Source organism: Pseudofrankia coriaricola (assembly GCF_032027725.1).
In the GTDB taxonomy this organism is placed as follows: domain Bacteria; phylum Actinomycetota; class Actinomycetes; order Frankiales; family Frankiaceae; genus Pseudofrankia.
Genome location: NZ_JASNFO010000001.1, coordinates 18624 through 36551 on the forward strand (window position 1 = coordinate 18624; position 17928 = coordinate 36551).

The 17928-nt window shown below is 74.9% G+C and carries 13 protein-coding genes; 4 read left to right on the forward strand and 9 right to left on the reverse strand.

The genetic code is table 11. The annotated features are described in order from the left end of the window. Window positions 1-22 precede the first annotated feature (22 nt). Window positions 23-253 (reverse strand): DUF397 domain-containing protein, encoded by a 231-nt coding sequence (locus tag QOZ89_RS00070; protein ID WP_071049178.1) that lies wholly within the window; start codon window positions 251-253, stop codon window positions 23-25. A gap of 258 nt (window positions 254-511) precedes the next feature. Then, window positions 512-1453 carry an SDR family oxidoreductase gene (locus tag QOZ89_RS00075; protein WP_071049180.1) on the reverse strand — a complete coding sequence of 314 codons (942 nt, stop codon included), beginning with the start codon at window positions 1451-1453 and terminating at the stop codon, window positions 512-514. A gap of 544 nt (window positions 1454-1997) precedes the next feature. On the opposite strand from QOZ89_RS00075, the gene QOZ89_RS00080 reads away from it, so the two are divergent. Further along, entirely contained in the window at window positions 1998-3185 is a 1188-nt protein-coding gene (locus QOZ89_RS00080; RefSeq protein WP_116271536.1) for an acyl-CoA dehydrogenase family protein, read from the forward strand. Window positions 3186-3465: 280 nt separating this feature from the next. Here the strand turns inward: QOZ89_RS00080 and QOZ89_RS00085 are convergent, their stop codons facing one another. Next, window positions 3466-3939: a MaoC/PaaZ C-terminal domain-containing protein gene (locus QOZ89_RS00085; RefSeq protein WP_198543262.1), complete on the reverse strand. Its 474-nt coding sequence runs from the start codon at window positions 3937-3939 to the stop codon at window positions 3466-3468. Then, on the reverse strand, window positions 3936-4403 hold the full coding sequence (locus QOZ89_RS00090; protein WP_312622602.1) for an FAS1-like dehydratase domain-containing protein: 468 nt from the start codon (window positions 4401-4403) through the stop codon (window positions 3936-3938). Before QOZ89_RS00090 ends, QOZ89_RS00085 begins: the two co-directional genes overlap by 4 nt. A 419-nt stretch (window positions 4404-4822) precedes the next feature. On the opposite strand from QOZ89_RS00090, the gene QOZ89_RS00095 reads away from it, so the two are divergent. Then, window positions 4823-5983 carry a hypothetical protein gene (locus tag QOZ89_RS00095; RefSeq protein ID WP_312622604.1) on the forward strand — a complete coding sequence of 387 codons (1161 nt, stop codon included), beginning with the start codon at window positions 4823-4825 and terminating at the stop codon, window positions 5981-5983. A gap of 1019 nt (window positions 5984-7002) precedes the next feature. On the opposite strand, the gene QOZ89_RS00100 is transcribed toward QOZ89_RS00095, so the two are convergent. From QOZ89_RS00100 to QOZ89_RS00110, 3 genes are read right to left on the reverse strand one after another with little or no spacing between them, the layout of a single operon-like run. After that, on the reverse strand, window positions 7003-12246 hold the full coding sequence (locus QOZ89_RS00100) for a hypothetical protein (RefSeq protein WP_312622606.1): 5244 nt from the start codon (window positions 12244-12246) through the stop codon (window positions 7003-7005). Then, a complete protein-coding gene (locus QOZ89_RS00105) occupies window positions 12239-13177 on the reverse strand; it encodes a hypothetical protein (protein WP_397428644.1) in 939 nt (312 codons plus the stop codon). The genes QOZ89_RS00100 and QOZ89_RS00105 overlap by 8 nt, the downstream gene beginning before the upstream one ends. Next, on the reverse strand, window positions 13174-15108 hold the full coding sequence (locus QOZ89_RS00110; protein WP_312622608.1) for a hypothetical protein: 1935 nt from the start codon (window positions 15106-15108) through the stop codon (window positions 13174-13176). The genes QOZ89_RS00105 and QOZ89_RS00110 overlap by 4 nt, the downstream gene beginning before the upstream one ends. Window positions 15109-15311: 203 nt before the next feature. Between QOZ89_RS00110 and QOZ89_RS00115 the strand changes: the two genes are divergently transcribed. After that, entirely contained in the window at window positions 15312-15893 is a 582-nt protein-coding gene (locus QOZ89_RS00115) for a TerD family protein (RefSeq protein WP_071049185.1), read from the forward strand. A 308-nt stretch (window positions 15894-16201) separates the two neighbouring features. Here QOZ89_RS00115 and QOZ89_RS00120 read toward each other — a convergent pair whose 3' ends face one another. After that, entirely contained in the window at window positions 16202-16561 is a 360-nt protein-coding gene (locus tag QOZ89_RS00120) for a type II toxin-antitoxin system RelE family toxin (RefSeq protein WP_071049186.1), read from the reverse strand. A gap of 164 nt (window positions 16562-16725) precedes the next feature. After that, the gene (locus QOZ89_RS00125; RefSeq protein WP_083418707.1) at window positions 16726-17454 is read right to left on the reverse strand and encodes an HAD family hydrolase; all 729 of its coding nucleotides are present in this window, start codon (window positions 17452-17454) and stop codon (window positions 16726-16728) included. Window positions 17455-17507: 53 nt separating this feature from the next. On the opposite strand from QOZ89_RS00125, the gene QOZ89_RS00130 reads away from it, so the two are divergent. Further along, window positions 17508-17918, forward strand: coding sequence for a CoA-binding protein (locus QOZ89_RS00130; protein ID WP_491677139.1), 411 nt, complete (start codon window positions 17508-17510; stop codon window positions 17916-17918). Window positions 17919-17928 lie beyond the last annotated feature (10 nt).

Sequence of the window (17928 nt, forward strand, 5' to 3'; positions counted from 1 at the left end):
CCGGGGCGGTCTCACGGATAGGTCAGCTCGGGTCGAACTCGCCCCCGCGGACGCCGGTGAGGAACGCGTCCCATTCGGAGTTGCTGAAGGCGAGGACCGGGCCCTTCGGGTCGGTGGAGTCGCGCAGCAGCATGCCGCCGTGGACGGGGGCCGCCTCGACGCAGTCGACGCGATAGGGGCTGGCGGAACTCTTGTGCCAGGCGAGCTGGTCCTGGTCGACGGTCGCGAGCGTGGATCGCATGTCTCGGCTCATGGCTGTCCTCCTGAGTGTGGATGGACCTGGCGTACGGCTCGGGGTGGAGTCGCACTGATCCAGTGTGAAATGCCATCAGTCGTGATCGCAATCCGTGCTTGCCATGACACGGTAGGTGAGATCGGGCTGGCGCTGTGCCGGATGACGTGGATGACCTGGAGGGGCGCGGGTGTCGCCCACTGCTCAGCGCCGGCCGGCCGGCTGAGCCCGGCCGGCCGCCGATCCGGGCGTGCCTCCCGCGCCCCGAGGCTCCGGGCGTCAGGCGGACGGCCGGTTGCCCAGCATGTCGGCGTTCGCGGCGGCCTTCGCGACCAGGTCGGGGATGACCTCGCCCAGCTCGCCCGGCTCCCACTTGCCCTCGCGGTTCACCGACGGGCCGTTCACCCAGCCTTCGGTGACGCTGATGAAGCCGCCGGCGACGGAGAACACCCGGCCGGTGACGCCGTTCGACTGCGGCGAGCCAAGCCAGACGACCAGCGGGGAGATGTTCTCCGGTCCCAGCGGGTTCCAGTCGGCCTCCGCCTGGGACTGCTCCTTGAGGTCCTCTTCCTGCTTCTTGACGAAGCCGAGGTCCTCGGTCATCCGGGTGAGCGCGGTCGGGGCGATCGCGTTGACGGTGACCCCGTAGCGGCCCAGCTCCGTAGCGGCGATGACGGTGAACGCGGCGATGCCGGCCTTCGCGGCGCCGTAGTTCGTCTGGCCGACGTTGCCGAAGATGCCCGACGGCGACGAGGTGTTGATGATGCGGGCGTCGTTGGTCTCGCCGGCCTTGGACCGGTCCCGCCAGTAGGCGGCGGCGTGGTGCGCCACGCCGAAGGTGCCCTTCAGGTGCACCTTGATGACCGCGTCCCACTCGGCCTCGGTCATGTTCACCAGCATCCGGTCGCGCAGGATGCCGGCGTTGTTCACGACGACGTCCAGCCGGCCGAAGGTGTCGATGGCCTGGTCGACGAGGCTCTTGGAGCCGTCCCAGGTCGAGATGTCCTCGGTGTTCGCGACCGCCTCGCCGCCCCCCGCGACGATCTCGGCGGCGACGGACTGCGCCGGGCCGGCCGAGGCACCGGTGCCGTCCCGGGCGCCGCCGAGGTCGTTGACGACGACCTTCGCGCCCTCGGCGGCGAACGCGAGCGCGTGCTCCCGGCCGATGCCGCCACCCGCGCCGGTGATGACGACGACGCGCCCCTCGCAGATCCCGCTCATGCCCGGACTCCTCTTGTCACGTGTCGAGTTCCGTTCTGTGCTGCTCTGTCGATCTCGTCTGTGCGCGGGACGAACCACGCCCGTCTGACTTCCTATACGCCCAACGGCCGAGGAGGTCAGGTACCGCCAGACCTCGCCCACCCAACCGCTACCCGCGCACCGGCGAGCCCGCCGGCCCGCCGGCCCGCCGGCCGGGCCACCGTGCCAGCCCCGCCAGCCGCGGCGCGGAACGGCGCGGCCAGCCCGACTCCAGAGCCGTTCTCCCGCGTCGAGCGGCGCGCGCCGTCCCCGCCGACCTTGCGCCGCCGAAGCCGGGTGGGGAGCCGGACGTCATCGTGTCGCGCCTGCCCGTCACGAGCCAGCGAACGGGCGGTGAGCTCCGTCGTCCGGTCCCGTCCGGTGTGCGCCAAGGCGTCCGGGTGGGCAGGATGGATGACGGCGCGTGCCGTGGCCCCAACCGGCGGTGCTCTTGGTTCGCCCCAGAGCGCGGGGTCCCGCCGATTCTTGCGCCAGCAGGGATCGACGGGGGAGCAGTGCCGTACCGATGCTGGACCGCGAGCAGATACGGACGGGTGCCGTGCAGGAGAGTGACTTCACCGAGGTACTGGCCTCGGTGCGACGGTTCGTTCGCGAACGGGTCGTGCCGCTGGAGCAGGAGATAGAGGAGACCGACGAGATACCGGCGGCGCTGCGGGCCGAGGCCGCCGAGATGGGACTGTTCGGGTTCGCGATTCCGGAGCTCTACGGCGGGCTCGGTCTGTCGATGAGCGAGGAGGCCCGGCTTGTCTCCGAGCTCGGCTACACGACGCCGGCGTTCCGGTCGATGTTCGGGACGAACAACGGGATCGCCGGTCATGTGCTGCTCGAGGGCGCGACCGAGGAGCAGAAAAAGACCTGGCTGCCGAAGATCGCCTCGGGGGAGTGGACCGCGTCGTTCGCGCTGACCGAGCAGGGCGCCGGCTCCGACCCGTCCGGCCTGGCCACCACCGCCGTCCGCGACGGCGACGACTGGGTGATCAACGGGTCCAAGCGGTTCATCACCAACGCGCCGCTCGCCGACGTCTTCATGGTCTTCGCCCGCACCGACCCGCACGCCTCGTCCAGCCGGGGCATCACCACGTTCATGGTCGAGAAGGACACCGCCGGCCTGTCCGTCGGCCCGCGCGACCACAAGATGGGCCAGGCGGGTGCCTGGACCGCCGACGTCTACCTCGACAACGTGCGGGTGCGGCCGTCGGCGCTCATCGGCGGGGAGGACGGCGTCGGGCGGGGCTACGCGACCGCGATGCGCTGCCTCGCGCACGGCCGGATCCACATCGCCGCGCTGTGCGTCGGCATGTCCCAGCGGCTGGTCGACGAGTCCGTCTCGTACGCGGCCAGCCGGGAGCAGGGCGGCGCGGTGATCGGCACCTACCAGCTGATCCAGGGCCTGATCGCCGACTCGGCGACCGACCTCTACGCCGCCCGCGCGCTGGTCGCCGACGTCGCCGCCAAGTTCGACGACGGCAGCGACAAGCGGATCGGACCGTCCTGCGCCAAGTACTTCGCCTCAGAGGCGGTCGGGCGGATCGCCGATCGGGCGGTGCAGATCCACGGCGGTTCCGGCTACATCCGCGGCGTCCCGGTGGAGCGTTTCTACCGCGACGCCCGGCTGTTCCGGATTTATGAGGGCACCAGCCAGATCCAGCAGATCGTCATCGCCCGAGGCCTGCTGGCCCAGGCCGGCTCCTGAGGCGGTCCGGCGGCGGACGCTCCGCGCCCGCCGCCGGGCGCCGCCTCGGGGTCCCTGCCGGATCGGCGGAGCTTGCGGAGCCGATCTGGGAGGTCCGGGACGCTCCGCGCCCGACGGGCTGGTTACGGGCCGGGGTGTGTGGCGGTGGCTCAGGTGGTTCGGGGCCGGTCGGGTGGGTGCGTTGACAGCAGCGCCGATGCGCGGTCACTAGCCGCGGACGGGATCTCCGGGAGGCTGGCGTGCGCTGGTCTCCCGGAGATCCCGTGGCAGCGGGACCGGATCAGTGCGGGACGACGAAGGTGGCCTGGCCTTTGATGTGGGTGCCGCCGGTCTGGCGGGTGACGAGCAGGTCCAGGTCGACGAGGCGCTGGCCGGCCTCCTCGCGCAACCCGGTCACGGTGGCGCGGTAGGTGAGCACGTCGCCCGGCCAGGCCTGCTCGCGGAACTGGACGCCGTACCGGCGAAGGTTCGCCGCGCCGAAGCAGTCCGTCACGTAGGTGCCCAGCACGCCGGCCTGCAGCATCCCGACGGCGAACACGGTCGGGAACCCGGCCGCCTGTGCGAACTCCTCGTCGTGGTGGATGGGGTTCATATCGCCGGACGCGCCCTGGTAGCGGACGAAGTCCGTGCGGGTGAGCGGCTGGTCGATGAGCGGCGCGGGGCCGAGGCCCACCGCCAGGTCCTCCCAGGCCGGTCTCGGGCCGAGCACCGGAGCGCTGGCCTCGCCGGTGCCGAGGTCGACGGTCGTGGTCATCGGGCGTCGTCCTTCCCGCCGTCGGCCGCGTTGGCCGCCTTCGGCGCCTGACTCGTGACGATCACGGTGTTCTTCGCCTCGGCGACCAGGCGGCCATCGGGCGTGCGGAACTCGTTGACGACCTCGATGAACCGCATCGTGCCGCCACGGCGGCCCTCCTTGACATAGTCGGCGGCGATCTTGGCCCGGCCGACCAGCCGGATGCCCGCGCGCGGCGGTTCGCCGTGGAAGACGAACTCCTGGCCGCCGTGCAGCACGCGCCCCAGGTCGATCTCCTCGTACCCTTCGACGTCGTCCCATGGCACACCAGCGCCGTCGGACCAGAACGCGGAGGTCATCAGGAAGGTGGCCGGCGAGACCGGCCGCTCGGCCGTCAGGTAGTCGGGGTTGCGCGACTTGGTCGCCCTGGCGAACTCGCGGATCTTGCCGAGTTCGACCTCCATCGTGTAGCCCGGTGCGGGCATGGGGCTCCTTCCCTCGCGACGCGGCTCCGGGCCGCCGGGTCGCGACGGACGCGGGCGGGCACGCGCGGCGATGCGCTGGGCCGACGGAGGTGGGCGAGCCTCGCGCCTCCGGAGGTCACCAGATCCTGTCCCGATCGATCGATATCGGGTCTTGCAAGGCTGCCACGGACTCGCCTCGGATGCACCTAGATCGCCCGCCGGGCGGGAACTCTCGTGCTCCGGCCCTGCCCGCGATCTCTGTCTCCAGGTGCCGGACACGCCGGTGCGTCCGCCGGCAGGCGCCCCGTGCCCGGCTGTCGGCCGCGGCGGACGGTCGCCGTCTGGGCGGTCGCCATCCGGTTCGTCATCATGTGGACGGTCGTCACAGAAACGAGCAAACCGTCCACGGATACCTGCTCTCAGCCCTAGGCTCGGCGGAGATGGAGCAACGTGCGGCGGAGGAGCGGCAACGCGGCGAGAGTCTCAGCCGGCGCGGCAATGCCGAGGGAAGCCGCGCCCCCGACGCCTACGCGCGGCGGGCGCCGCGCCCTGAGGAGCCGCCCCCGCCGCCCCCGTCGGCGCCGGCCGGGCGGCACCGATCTCCGTGGGGTCGGTCGGGGCGGATCCTGCCGATCCGGTGGGGCCGGATCGTGGCCGGCTCCGTCGTCGCCCTCACGGTGGTCGGCGTCCTCATCGGCTACGCGCTGCTCAGCGGCAGCGGTCCGAAGATGGCCGGTACCTCGAGCGGTGGCTCGGCGCCTGTCAGCCGGCCGACGGATGACACCAACCGTGTCACGGTCGCCGGCCCTTCGTCGACGGGCGCTGGGGCGGGGCCGAACAGCGTGAGCGCCAGCCCCGCGCCGGGCACGGTCCTCGGGCTGCTGCCCACCGGGCCCCCGGTCCCGCCGCCACCCACGGCCTCGCGCCCGGCGTCGACGCTTGTCGCCACCCCCGCCGGGCCCCGGAGCACCGGTCCCGTGCTCACCCTGGGGCGGACGTCCGTCAGCCTCGGACAGGTCGACTCCACCGACACCGTCGACCTCACCAACACGGGTACCGAGGCCTTCACGATCCGGACCGGCGGCGCGCCGTCCTACCTGGACGCGACACCGCGTGCGACCCGCCTCGACCCGGGCTACCGCACCCAGCTGGTCATCAGCCTGGACCGTTCGGCCGCGCCGGTGGGCCAGCTCGACATCCCGATCACCGTCGCCCCGGTCTCGGGGACCGGCGGCGGGACGATCCACGTGACGGCCGTCGTCACCGCCGGGCCGAGGATTCTTTCCGCCGCCGCCGCGCCGTCGTCGCTGCGCGCCCAGGCCTGTGCCACCGACCAGGCCCCGGCGACCGGCACCCTGACCGTCGAGGTCCAGGACCCGGTCGGCATGTCCGGCGGCACCGTCGCGACAACCGCCCCGAACGGCGCCACCGCGACGGTCGCGCTCCAGCTCGGCTCCACCACCGACGACAGGTCCACCTGGACCGCCCAGCTGGGCCCCTCCGCGACCGCAGGCACCCTCGCCTACACGGTGACCGTCAAGGACCTCAACAACCGCGTGGCCACCAAGCAGGGCTCCCTGACCGTCGCCGAGTGCTCCTAGCGCCGCGCCCGGTGCCGCCCGCCAACGTTCGCCCGCCAGTACACGACTGATAGATCATCGCCACCGTGTCGTCGTAGTCGTGGGTCGGGCCAGATCGCGACGGTGACAACACGGCCGCGGCGATCATGAATGATCGTGGATGGGGTAGACCCTTGCTGCCGCGGCGCTGGCACCGCACGCTCCCGGCACGGCACGTTCCCAGCATCGCGGGATCCGGGCATCGCGGGATCCGGGCACCGTACGCCGCTCGTTGCCCGGGCGTCGCGCGGGTGGCGGGTGCGTAACCGCGGGCGGCCTCGCGACAGCGTGCCAGCGCCTGTGACGTTCAAGAAGCGTATTCGTTACCCGGAACAGCGCGATGGGGCGGCGGAATGCACCTGGGCATCGACTTCGGGTGCCGAACGGTGACCGGTCCCAAGCGTGACGTCAAAGCGGAGCCGACGGCGTTCGGATTCCGCTCCCAACCTGAGGCGCGCTGTTGTGTACCCTTCCGCCCGAGAGTTAAACCGGCACTCGCGTTGTAATGCTGAACTTGCGCCACGCCCAAGAGTGACCGCGACCCGACGTCACTGAAGGTGGTGAGCCAAGAAGTTGTGAACGCAACTTCGCCAACGCCGTCGGCGGCTACAAACAAGTGGAACGACGCCGCGGTCAAGCGACGAGAAACGGGAGAGGCCGACGTCGCCGCCCAGCGGCGATGAAAAGGCTGCGCGCCACGTCATCGTGAGGCGACAACGAGCCGAAGGGGGCCGGAGCCTCGTCTGCGCCGGGGCTCCGGGGGCAGCCCCGGAACGACATTGCGGGCTGCGGACTGTCGGCCGAAAGGGCCGGCGAGTAGGGCAAGTTTGCGTACCGCCCGGCTCGGGGGGTACCGGGCGGTACTTTTTCGATAGTGGCATCTACCGGTGGGTTGCACAAGACACCAACTCAACAAATCCATGTTGGCGTCTGGACGCGAGCGTTGATCGGGCCTGTATCCAGACCACGCCGGGCCAACCGTGGAAGTCCACTCGACGTGGTCAGGCGGGGCGGCGGTAGACACGGGTCGCGGTGAGGACGCCGGTGGCGGCATCCGGGCGGCCGCCGGCGGCCGGCAGGCCGCGGCGCAGATGTTCCTCGACGCGGAGGTATTTCAGGCCGGCGCGCAGGTCGGCATCGTTCCGTAGCCTGATCACCAGCGGGAAGGCGGCCAGGGCGGCCGTGTCGAACAGGCCGGTGGTGTAGACGAGCTGGACACCGAGCCGGTCGGCGACGGCAAGCTGCAGGTCGAGCAGGTAGCCGGCGGAGGCGCGGCCGATCGGGTTGTCGAGGAACAGCACGCCGGCGTGCGGGGTGCGCAGCTGGCCCCTGTCGTTGGCGCGCAGCGCCGCCATCGTGCAGTAAAGGATGATGGCCGCGGTGAGCTGCTGGCCGCCGGAGAACACGTCGCCAAGCTCGGACACCCGGACCCGCTCGGTGCGCAGCACCGCGTCCGGCTTGAGCACCTCGACCCGCACGCCGCGCGGGAGGGCGGCGCGCACCCCGCGCAGGAGCAGCGCCATCCCGTCCAGCCGTGCCATCGGCGCCCGGCCGCCACCGGCGGCGGCGCCTGCGCCGGCCGCCTGGCCTCCCGGCACCGCCGCCGCGGGCCCACCTTGCCCGGCCGCCGCGGGCCGGCCCTGCGCGGCCGCGGCGTCGACGACGTCGCCGAGCGCGTCGGCGAGCGTCGCCGCCTCGGGATCCGCGAACGAGATCCGCAGAAACTCCTGGCCGGACCAGTCGCCGAGCTGGTCGGGCAGCCGGGACAGCCGCTGCGCGGCGCGCAGCGTGCCGAGCGCGGCACGGACCATGCCCTCCAGCCGGGCCACGATCGCCGCCCGGTTGCGGCCGATGTGCGCGAGGTCGTCGTCGAGGCTGCGCAGCCGGGGTGCCAGCGCGTCGGCCCAGGCGACGGCGTTCGCCGCGACCGCCTCGCGCCCGGCGCGGACCATCTGGCGGCGGGCGGGCGCCCGGACGCCCTCGAACCGATCCTGCCCGGCCCAGGCGGCGACGGCGTCCGCCGCGGCGCGCACGGCGGCGGCGGCCGTCGCGAGCCGCGCGGTCGCCGCCCGCCAGCTGTCGCGGGCCGACCGCGCCGCGGAACGGGCCTCCTCGGGACCACCTCCGAACGTGGCGGCCCCGGCCGGCCCGCCGGCGCCCGTACCACCGGCCGCCGCGCCGCCCGCGGTCGCGACGTCGTCGCCGGGGTTCTCGCCAGACCGGCGAATCCGAGCTGGCTGATCCGCCGGGAGGTCCGCCGGCCGGTCCGGGGCGTTCGCGGTGTCGGCGATCGCCTCGGTGAGCGTGTCGGCGACGGCGCGGAACGCGGCGAGCGTGCCGTCGTGCTGACTGGCGAGCACCCCGAGCCGCTCACGCCCCGCCCTGGCGCGCCCGAGCTCCGTCTCGGCGGCGCGGACGGCGGCGAACGCCCGTCCCAGCAGTTCCTCGGCGTGCCGTGCGTCGGCGGGCACCTGGTCGCCGGTCAGCGGGCCAGCGCGTCGGCGACGCGCCTCCTCACTGGTGGCGCGGACCTCCTCGCGCAGGCCGCCGACCCGCTCCCGCATCTCGTCCAGCTCGGCGGTCAGTGCCTCGGCGCGCCGCCCGGCCGTGGCGGCGGCCGCGGCGCGCGAGGCCGCGTCGGCGCCGTCGGGCCCGTCCAGCAGCTCGCGCGCGGCCCGCCGGACCTCGGGCGTGAGCGCATCCAGAGCGGCCCGGGCCGCGGCCTCCTCCCGGCGGGCCAGCTCCAGCGCGGCGGTCAGGTCGGCGCCGACGGCGACCTGCTGGTACGTCCGGGTCGCCGCCTCGTAGCGGGCCCGCAGCACCGCCACCGCGACCCGCGGCGCCTCGTCACCTCCGCCTGCGCCCGGCACGCCACCATGGCCTTGACCGCCGCCGGCTCCCGGGCCGCTCCCGGTCTCGGCGGCACTGTCGACCTCCGCGCCCGCGCCGATGACCTCGGCGGCCTCGGCTCGGGCCGCGTCCGCGGTGCGGCGGGCGCCGTCCGCCTCGCGGCGCGCCTCGGCGCCGGCGCGGCGGGCGGTGGTGGCGGCGGCGCGGTGCGCCTCGGCCGCCGCGGCCAGCCGCGCGGCGGTCGCGGCCAGCTCGTCCGCGTGGGCGAGGTCCTCGACCGGGCTGCCGATCGCGCGGGCCAGCCGGTCGAGCTCGCCGGCCCTGGCCACGGCGCGCTGCTCGGCCGCGCGCAGCGACTCGACGGCGGCGAACGCCCCGTCCGCCGCGGCCCGGGCCTCCTCGGCCCGCGCCGTCGTCCCGGCGAGCGCGCTCGCGGCGTCGGCCGCGGCGTCCCGGGCGGCGGCGAGCTTCGCGGCCAGCGCCGCGACCCGGCCCGGTGGGCAGGTGCGCCGCCAGCCCATGAGCGCGGCCGTCAATGCCCTGTCCGCCTCGACCCTCGCGGAGAGCTCGGCCGTGAGCCGGGCCCGGTCGTCCTGGCGCCGCTGGGTCGCGGACCGCTCTGTGGCGGCCGCGTCCGTGTCGTACAGTGCCGGGTTCGGCGGCACGACGAACACCAGCCCGTCAGACGCCGGTCCGTCGCTGGCGCGGCTCACGCGCTCCGCGCCCTCGGCGGGGCCGGCCACGTCGTCAGGGCCGGCCGCGGTACCAAGACCAGCCGCGGTGCCAAGGCCGGCCGCGCCGCGGGCGGCGGCCGCGCCGCGGGGAGCGGCGAACGCGGCCGGCGTGGCGACGGTGACGGCCGCGTTGGGGAGAAGGCGGGCGGCGAGGAGGACCTCGCGGGCGCGCGCGAGCGTGGCGCCCGCGCCGTCCGGGTCCCGCGCGGTGACGACTACCCCGTCGGCGACGTCGGGACGCCCGCGCCACACGGCCTCGCGGTCGGCGACGGGCACCGCGCGCGCCAGGTACGCCCAGCCGGGCTCGGCCGCGATCCCGGCCCCGGTCAGCGCCGCGCACACCGCGAGCACCTCGGGCCGGGCCGGGCGAAGGTCGTCGTCGCCGAGCGCGGCGAGCACCCGACGGTCCGCGTCGGACTCGACGGTCAGCTCCAGCCTGCGCCGCTCGCCCGCCGCCACGGCGGCCCGCAGCGCCGCGAGGGCCTCCTCGGCCACCCTGTCCAGTCCCGCCGCGGCGGCGGGGGCCGCCGCCGCGAGGCCGAGCAGGGCGGCGATCCTGCCGTCGGCGGTGACGGCCGCGGCGTCGTCGTCGGCAGCCGCGACCTGGTCGGTGAGCGCCGCGGCCCTCGCCTGGGCGGCGTCGCCGGCCCGCTCGGCCCGCCGGCTCGCCTCGGCCGTCGCGGTGCGCTCCCGGTCCAGCCGGCCGACCTCCGCGAGAGCCTCCTGGACCGCCGTTGCCGCGGCGCGAGCCGCGTCGGCCGCGTCCGCCGCGGCCTCGCCCAACGATGCGTGGCCGATGGCCGTGTCCCCGGACACGCCGAGCGACCACGGTCGGTCCGGCAGAGACGAAGCGTGGTCGGCTGTCGTGTCTGGAGGGTCGCCCACCGACCACGATCCGGCGCCGGCGCCGCTGCCCGCACTGTCGACGTCGGCAGCGGTCCTGGCGGTGCCGGGGAGCAGGCCGCCGGCGGCCGCGGCGGCCAGCGCGGTCGCGGCCGCCTCGACCCGGTCCCGGGCCGCGCGTTCGCCGGCGCGGGCGGTGGCGGCCTCGTCGAGGGCGCGGCGCTCGGCCTCGGCCGCCGTCTCGGCATCCTGGTCCTGCCCGGTCGCGCGCCGCTCGGCCTCGTCGGCGGCGGCGCGGGCGCGAGCCGCGGCCGCCAGCAGCCCGGCGACCAGCGCGCGGGCGGCGGAGTCCCGGTCGGCCAGCGCCGGCGCGGCGGTGTCACGGGCCTCGGTGACCAGCGTTGTCAGCCGGGCCGCCTCGGCGCTCGCCGCCGCGAGCCGCAGCGTGTCCGCGCTCGCCCGCCAGCCCTCGACCACCGTCGCCGTCGCCTTCGCCGCGGTGACCAGCTCGTCGCGGGCCGCCTGAGCGTCGGCGAGGCGCAGCTCGGCGAGCCGGCGGCGCAGCGCGGCCACCAGGTCGCCGGCGTGCGCCCGGCCCCCTTCGGCGGTGGCCTCCGCGTCGCCGGCCGCCGCGAGCTGGGCCGTGAGCCCCGCGCGGTCGGCCTCACCGGCCCGCAGCCGTCCGTCCACTCCCGCGGCGAGCCGGGCGATCTCGACGCGGGCGGCGTCCAGCCCCACCTGGGCCACGTCCCGGTCGCGCAGGGTGTCGACGAGGACGGACAGCCGGTCCAGCGCGCCCGCGACGAAGTCGCGCTCGGCGGCGAGCGCCGCCCGCTCGGCGAGCTTGGCCGCGTAGCCGTCGACGACCTCGGCCACGCCGGCGGGGTCCTCCGGTGGTGTCACCGCGCGCAGCAGGAAGTCGACGAACCCCTCGTCGGTGGTGAACGCGAACGCCTCCGCCGCCTCACCCTCGCCGGCGTTCATGGCGCGCTGGTAGCGGAACAGCTCCGGGTCGAGGCCAAGGGCGTCCAGGTGCTCCAGCCAGGCGCCCTGATGAGTCTCCCAGGTCAGGTCGAGCGCCGGGTCGGCGGCGTGCGCGTGGGTCATCGCCTCGCGGAACCCGGCGAGCGTCACCAGCCGGCCGTCGCGGCGTAGTGGGAGGGTCGTGAGGTCTGTGCCACCAGGGCCGCCGGACGGGCGGAACGAATACCAGGCGTCGGCGAGCCGGCCGCCGTCGGCCGGGCCACGCCCGCGCCACTCGCTCACCTTGCCGGTCACGACCCGCTCGCCGGTCACCGCGTGCTGCCACTCGCAGATCACCTGGCCGCAGTCCCTGGGCAGCACGAAGTTGTCCAGCACCCGTCCGTTGGACGTGCCGACGACGTGCCGGCGCCCCGGCAGCACGACGGAGAAGATCAGCTTCATCAGCACGCTCTTGCCGCCGCCGTTCTCCAGGAACAGCACGGTGGCCGGCGACGCCCGCCGCCGCACCGGCGGCTCCCCGCCCAGCTGCCACCCGGCCGGCGCCGCGTCAGCCGACGGGCCGCTACCTGGTGCGCCGGCCGTCAGACCCGTGGTGGCGGCGGAGCTGGCCCCCGCACCGGTCTCCGTGCCGGCGTCCGGGCCCGTGCCTCCCGGATCACCGGCACCGCCTGCCGCTGGCGGCGGCGCCGGCTGGGCGGAGACGAGGTCGAACATCGAGTCCTGACGCGGCCCCGCCACCGGCCCGCCGACGCCGGAGAAGTCGAGCAGCACGTCGCCGAAGCGGGCACCCCGAGGCCCGATCGAGTGCAACCGCACCCGTGCCAGCTCATACATCGGCGCGCCCCTCGGCCGGGGTTCCCGCCGGATCCGCGGAGGTCGCGGGCGCGCAGGCGTCGAGGAGGTCGGGAGCGGACGGGACGACACGCAGGCCGCCGTCGGGGGTGGCGACGGTGACGACGCCGAGCGCGAGCAGCTCCTCCATCGCCGCGTCGGCGGCCAGCTCGCGGACCTGCACCTGGTAGCGCGGGGTGGTGCGGAACGTGCCGCCGCCCTCCTCGCCGACCTGGACCAGACAGCCCGACTCGACGAGGAACCCCATGGCCCGGGCGATGATCCCGGTCGTCGACCCGGAGAGCCTGCGCGAGTCCCTGGTCGTCCCGGTCGCCGGCCTGCGGGCGTAGAGCCGCCAGGCCGCCTCCAGCCGTGGTTCGTCCTCCGGCGGCGGGTCGCCGGGGCCGGGGACGGCGGAGCCGCTGGCCCCGGCCTCGAGCAGCCGGGCGGCCTCCCGGACGAACGCGTCCACCCCGTCGACGCTGACCCGCCCGACATAGGAGTCGTCGGTGAGGTCGGCCGGGCGGGGAAACGCGAGCGCGGCGATCGCGAGCTGCGCCAGCGCGTGCAGCATCCGGTCGGCGGCGCGGTGCTCGCCGCCGGCGCGCCGGGCGTAGTCGCTGATCCGCACGGTGAAGGCCGAATCCGCGGTGCCGCCGGCGACCAGCCCCGCCCGGTCGGAGACATCCAGGACGACGATGCCCAGCCCGTCCGCGACCGCGTGCGTCAGCGCCGCGAAGCCGGGCTCGTGCACGTAGCGGCGGACCAGTTCGCGGTAGCGCGCGTCCCGCGCCGGCACCAGCCGGGGCCGCAGCCCGAACGCCACCAGCTCCGCCGCGTCCCGCGCCACCGCCTCGACCGGCGGGCCTCCGCCCCGCCAGGACGGTGTGGCCGTGCCGGCGTCATCCTCGGCCGCCTCGACGGGCAGGTTCACCGCGCACCCACCAGGTCGGTCGTGGTGGCGGTGGGCGCGGCCTGTCCGCCCTCGCCGGTCCTGGTCTCCGGCTCGGTGCCGGCGCCGGTAGCCCTGGTCCCAGCGGATTCGGTCCCGGTGGCCTTGGTCTCGGCAACGTCGGACTCGGCGGCTTCGGTCTCAGCGGCCTCGGCCTCGGCCTCGGTTGGGCCGGGGCGGTCGGTGACCGTGACGCGGCCGACGAGCAGGTCGGCGCCGGCGAACTCGGGGTCGTCCAGCGGCGTGCCGTCGTCGACCGCGAGCAGCGGCCGCTCGCCGGCCGCCGCCTCGGCGCCGTCAGCCGGACCCGGGTGGCTGGCCGCGGCGTCGCCGACGCGTCCGGGTTTCCCGCCGAGCCGGTGTGGCTGGCCAGGCAGGTCCGCGACCGCGGCGAGCCGTGGGCTCACGGCGTGCAGCGTGAGCAGGGCGAGCAGCTGGGCCACCTCGAGGGCGACGGCCTCGCTGCCCGCCCGGGCCCTGGCCTCGGCGAGCAGGCCGGACAGCCGCCGCGGCGCGTCCGGGTCGATCTCGTCGAGCAGCTCGAGCGCGAGCCCCCACGCGTCGTCGCCGAACCGGGGCGGTTCCTCCCAGGCGACCAGCTCGGCCTCCGGGACCGGCGCGCCCAGGGTGTCGCGCTCGGCCGGCGGGCGCAGCAACGCGTCGACCAGGTCGGCCAGGCGCGGCGCGCGCGGCGGACGGACCCCGGCGGCACCGGGGAAGAAGGCCGCGGCCACCTGGCTCGCCTCGCCGAGCGGGCGGGCGAGCGTCGGCGCGAGCAGCTGGGTGTACAGGTCGACACCGGTCCCGCCGCCAGCCGCCGGAGCCGCGAACTGCTGGCGGTCCTGCTCCGCCCGGAACACCGCGAACGCCTCCTGCAGGCGGGCCTGCAGCTGGGTGTGCCGGCGCACGCAGTCCGCGACGATGGTGACGAGGTCGGCCGCGGCCCGCTTGTGCGCCGGGTCCTCGGCCGAGTCGCGGTAGCGGCGGATGTGGGTGAGGATCGCGTTCTCGTGCCGGTACCGGGCCTCGACGTGGCCGAGCGCCTCGTCGACCAGCGCCGGCAGCGTGTGCAGCCAGTCGACGGACAGCACGTCGCGCCGGGTGCCTTCCAGGCTCCGGCGCAGCTGCTCGGCGTACTGCACGGTCCGGTAGCGGGCCGCCTCGGCGGCCGTGCGCGCGTCGGAGAGCCGGCCACGGCGGATCAGGTTGTCCAGCGTCACCTCGGCGGCGACCTGGGCGGAGGTGACGTCGGTGTCCAGCGCCCCGACGAGCACGGTGACGGCCTCGTCGGTGGCGCGCAGGTAGATCTCGCCGGCAGGGTCGGCGAGCTCGACGAGCAGCTTGAAGTCGAACCTGCGCCGCTCGTAGCGGCCGTCCGGGTGGTACGTGCCGTAGACCGTGTCGAAGCCGCGGTCGACGCTGCCCACGTTGATCAGGTTGTCGAGCACCCAGCGGGCGGCCCGCTCGTGCTCGGCCGCGGGCCGCCGCGGTGCCTGCGCGGCGGCGAGCGGGGTGAGGCGGCGCAGCACCTGGTCGTGGCTGGCGCCCCGGTCGAAGTCCATCGCGACCGTCACCAGGTCGATGGCGTGCAGCGCCAGCTCCGCCATCGCGTAGACGGCGAAGTCGGCGCCGTCGAGCAGGCGCTTGCGCGCGTCCAGGTCATGCAGCGGCGCCGTCAGCGCCAGCGCCTTCAACCGGCGGGCCATCCCGTCGTCGGCCGCGCCCGGCGCCGTGCCCCGGGCGACCGCCGAGCCCGGCGCCGTGCCCCGGGCGACCGCCGAGCCCGGCGCCGTGCCCCGGGCGACCGCCGAGCCGTCCCGGCCGCCGGCCGGCCCGGCCGCGCCGAGGACGCGGGCCGCGCCGCCGGGATAGGGCGGTGCGTCCGGGGGCTCGGTCGGGATCGGCGGGCACATCGGACGAAGGTTACCGGCGACGCGGCCGAGGCCGGCCGGCCACGAGCGCCAGCCGCCGCGCTGAGTCATCGAATCGACACGGAGGTGGAGGAAGCAGGGCTCACCGGCACGGTCAACGGGGGCGTGGCAACGGGTGTACGGCGTCTGCCAGCGGACAAGATTCAGTCTTCCGATTTGTATGGGCAGTACTAGGCTTTGTGGCCATGGCCTCCGTGTCCCTGTCAAAGGGTGGAAACGTCTCCCTCAGCAAGGCCGCCCCGAACCTGACCACGGTCACCGTCGGTCTCGGCTGGCAGGTCCGGCAGACCTCCGGCGCGCCGTACGACCTCGATGCGTCCGCGATCGTCGTGGACGACCGGGGCCGTGTGCTGTCCGACAGCTACTTCATCTTCTTCAACAACCTGACGAGCCCGGACGGCAGCGTGCAGCACCTGGGCGACAACCTCGTCGGCGGTGGCGGTGGCGACGACGAGCAGATCATGGTCGACCTGCGCGGGCTCACCGCGCAGGCGGCGAAGGTCGTGTTCGCGGTCTCGATCTACGACGCGGAGGTGCGGCGGCAGACGTTCGGCCAGGTCCGCGACGCGTTCATCCGCGTGGCCGACGCGAACACGGGCATCGAGATCGCCCGCTACGACCTCACCGAGGACGCGTCGACGGAGACCGCGATGCTGTTCGGCGAGCTTTACCGGTACGGCGGCGAGTGGAAGTTCCGCGCCGTCGGCCAGGGCTACGCCACCGGCCTGCGCGGCATCGCCGTCGACTTCGGCGTCAACGTCGTCTAAGGCGGTCCCGTGCCGGACGCTCCGCGCCCGGCACCGGGCGCCGCCTTCGGGCGCTGAGCGCCCTCGCACCTGGTTCCGGGTCCAAGGCATATGACGGTGGCCGACCTAGTTCCGGACTGACGACGTGGCTGCGTTGGCACTGCGCTGATGCGCCGTCGTCTTCTGTGGCTGGGTTGAGTGCCTTGCCCACCAGAACAACCTCACGCCAACACGGTTGACGCTGAATCGATGGATTGTCCCAGGGCTGTCCGCCGGGCGAGCGTTCGTGGCTGTCGCGCGGCCATGGCAGAAGGTGCTTGAGGGACGACTTAGCGGAAGCGGTCGACGAAGGGGATGCGGGGGCCCGGGTCGGCGAGGCGGCGGACGACGCGGGGGCGGTGGCCGACGACCATGACGCGGATGGTGCGGGTGTTCGCGTCGACGCGGTAGAGGACCCGCCACGAGTGCTCGGACGCCTCGAGCATCGTCGCCGACGGCGTCGCACCCTCCCGTCCGGCGGACCGGGTCTCGTTCGCGTCCTGCGCGCCGAGGGGCTTGCCGGCCTTGTACGGCTCCTTCAGGAGCGGGCCGTTGAGGAACCGCTTCACGTCGACCGCGATGAGCTCCGGCAGCCGCTCAAGGTCCCGCTCGGCCGATGGCGCCAGAACCAGCCGGTACTTCTCGCTCACCGGTCACCCGCCCGGGGCGCCAGGAGCGGGCAGGCGGCACCAGTGGATGGCTTCGACACCAGCCGATCATAGGTGGAATCGGCTCACCGAATGGGGCATTGACGTCGGTCCGCGGCCGCGTCGGAACGCGGCCGCCCGTGGCCCGTGCGCCCGCACCGGGCGGTTCAGGCGGGCGCGTAGGCGGTTCGGACCGTCTCCAGGGTGAGGTCACCGATGTGGCCCAGCCGGGCGGCGGCCAGGGCGACCGCCTCCGAGGACGGCGGGAAGTGCGGGTTCGGCACGACGATCACCCGCATTCCCGCCGCCACGGCGGCGCGCACCCCGTTCGTCGAGTCCTCTACCGCGACACAGTGCGCCGCCGGGACGCCGAGCCGTCGCGCGGCTTCCAGATAGACGTCCGGCGCCGGCTTGCCCCGGCCAGCCTCTTCCGACGAGACGAACGTCCGGAACTCGCCGTCGAGACCCGCCGAGCGCAGCACCAGCTCGATGACCGGGCGGGGCGACGAGGAGGCGACCGCGAGCGGCAACCCGGCCGCCGCCAGCGCCCGGACCGCGCCCACCGCGCCGTCGATCAGCGGCGGCGCGTCGCCGTAGCGTTCGCCGAGCCGGCGCAGCACCTCGTCGACCGCATCGTCCGCCGTCATCCCGATGCCGAGGCTCACCAGGTAGGCGGCCCACTCGGGCGTCGACATGCCCATCATGACCCGGGTGCTGTCCGGCGCCCACCGCCCGCCGCGCTCGGCGACCAGCTCCCGCCGAACCGCGTCCCACACCTGCTCGGAGTCGATCAGGACCCCGTCCATGTCGAAAACCACCGCCCGCGGCCCACCGCCGTCGGCCGTCCCAGGCGTTCCCGTCGCGCCGCCGTCCGCCGCCTGCCGCTCCGCCGTCATGCCCCCATCGTCGCGCGGGGATGACCGGGGCGCGGATGGTGGTTGCGATCGGTGTGCGGTACGGAGATGACGAGACGGTCCGGGCCCTCCTGGTCGAGACGGAGACCTGGGCGGTGGTCGGGCTGTCGGACAACAGGGCACGGACGGCCTACCAGATCGCCCACTACCTGCGCGAGCACGGCAAGCGGGTGATCCCGGTGCACCCGTCGAAGGCGGAGTTCGAGGGCGAGCCGGGCTATGCCCAGGTGACCGACATCCCGTTCAAGGTCGACGTCGTGGACGTGTTCGTCCGCTCGGAGCTCGCGGGCCCGGTGGTCGACGACGCGATCGCCGCCGGCGCGGGCGCGCTGTGGCTGCAGCTCGGCGTGCGTGACGAGGCGGCCGCGGCGCGCGCCGAGGAGGCCGGCCTGCGGGTCGTGATGGACACCTGCCCCAAGATCGAGGCCCCTTTGGCCGGCTGGTAGGCGGCGAGCG

Excerpts from the sequence above, each read along its gene's own strand:
- QOZ89_RS00110 (WP_312622608.1), bottom strand. The coding sequence starts at position 15,108 with ATGTGCCCGCCGATCCCGACCGAGCCCCCGGACGCACCGCCCTATCCC.
- QOZ89_RS00075 (WP_071049180.1), bottom strand. The coding sequence starts at position 1,453 with ATGAGCGGGATCTGCGAGGGGCGCGTCGTCGTCATCACCGGCGCGGGT.
- QOZ89_RS00115 (WP_071049185.1), top strand. The coding sequence starts at position 15,312 with ATGGCCTCCGTGTCCCTGTCAAAGGGTGGAAACGTCTCCCTCAGCAAG.
- QOZ89_RS00070 (WP_071049178.1), bottom strand. The coding sequence starts at position 253 with ATGAGCCGAGACATGCGATCCACGCTCGCGACCGTCGACCAGGACCAG.
- QOZ89_RS00095 (WP_312622604.1), top strand. The coding sequence starts at position 4,823 with ATGGAGCAACGTGCGGCGGAGGAGCGGCAACGCGGCGAGAGTCTCAGC.
- QOZ89_RS00100 (WP_312622606.1), bottom strand. The coding sequence starts at position 12,246 with ATGTATGAGCTGGCACGGGTGCGGTTGCACTCGATCGGGCCTCGGGGT.
- QOZ89_RS00080 (WP_116271536.1), top strand. The coding sequence starts at position 1,998 with ATGCTGGACCGCGAGCAGATACGGACGGGTGCCGTGCAGGAGAGTGAC.
- QOZ89_RS00125 (WP_083418707.1), bottom strand. The coding sequence starts at position 17,454 with ATGACGGCGGAGCGGCAGGCGGCGGACGGCGGCGCGACGGGAACGCCT.
- QOZ89_RS00085 (WP_198543262.1), bottom strand. The coding sequence starts at position 3,939 with ATGACCACGACCGTCGACCTCGGCACCGGCGAGGCCAGCGCTCCGGTG.
- QOZ89_RS00090 (WP_312622602.1), bottom strand. The coding sequence starts at position 4,403 with ATGCCCGCACCGGGCTACACGATGGAGGTCGAACTCGGCAAGATCCGC.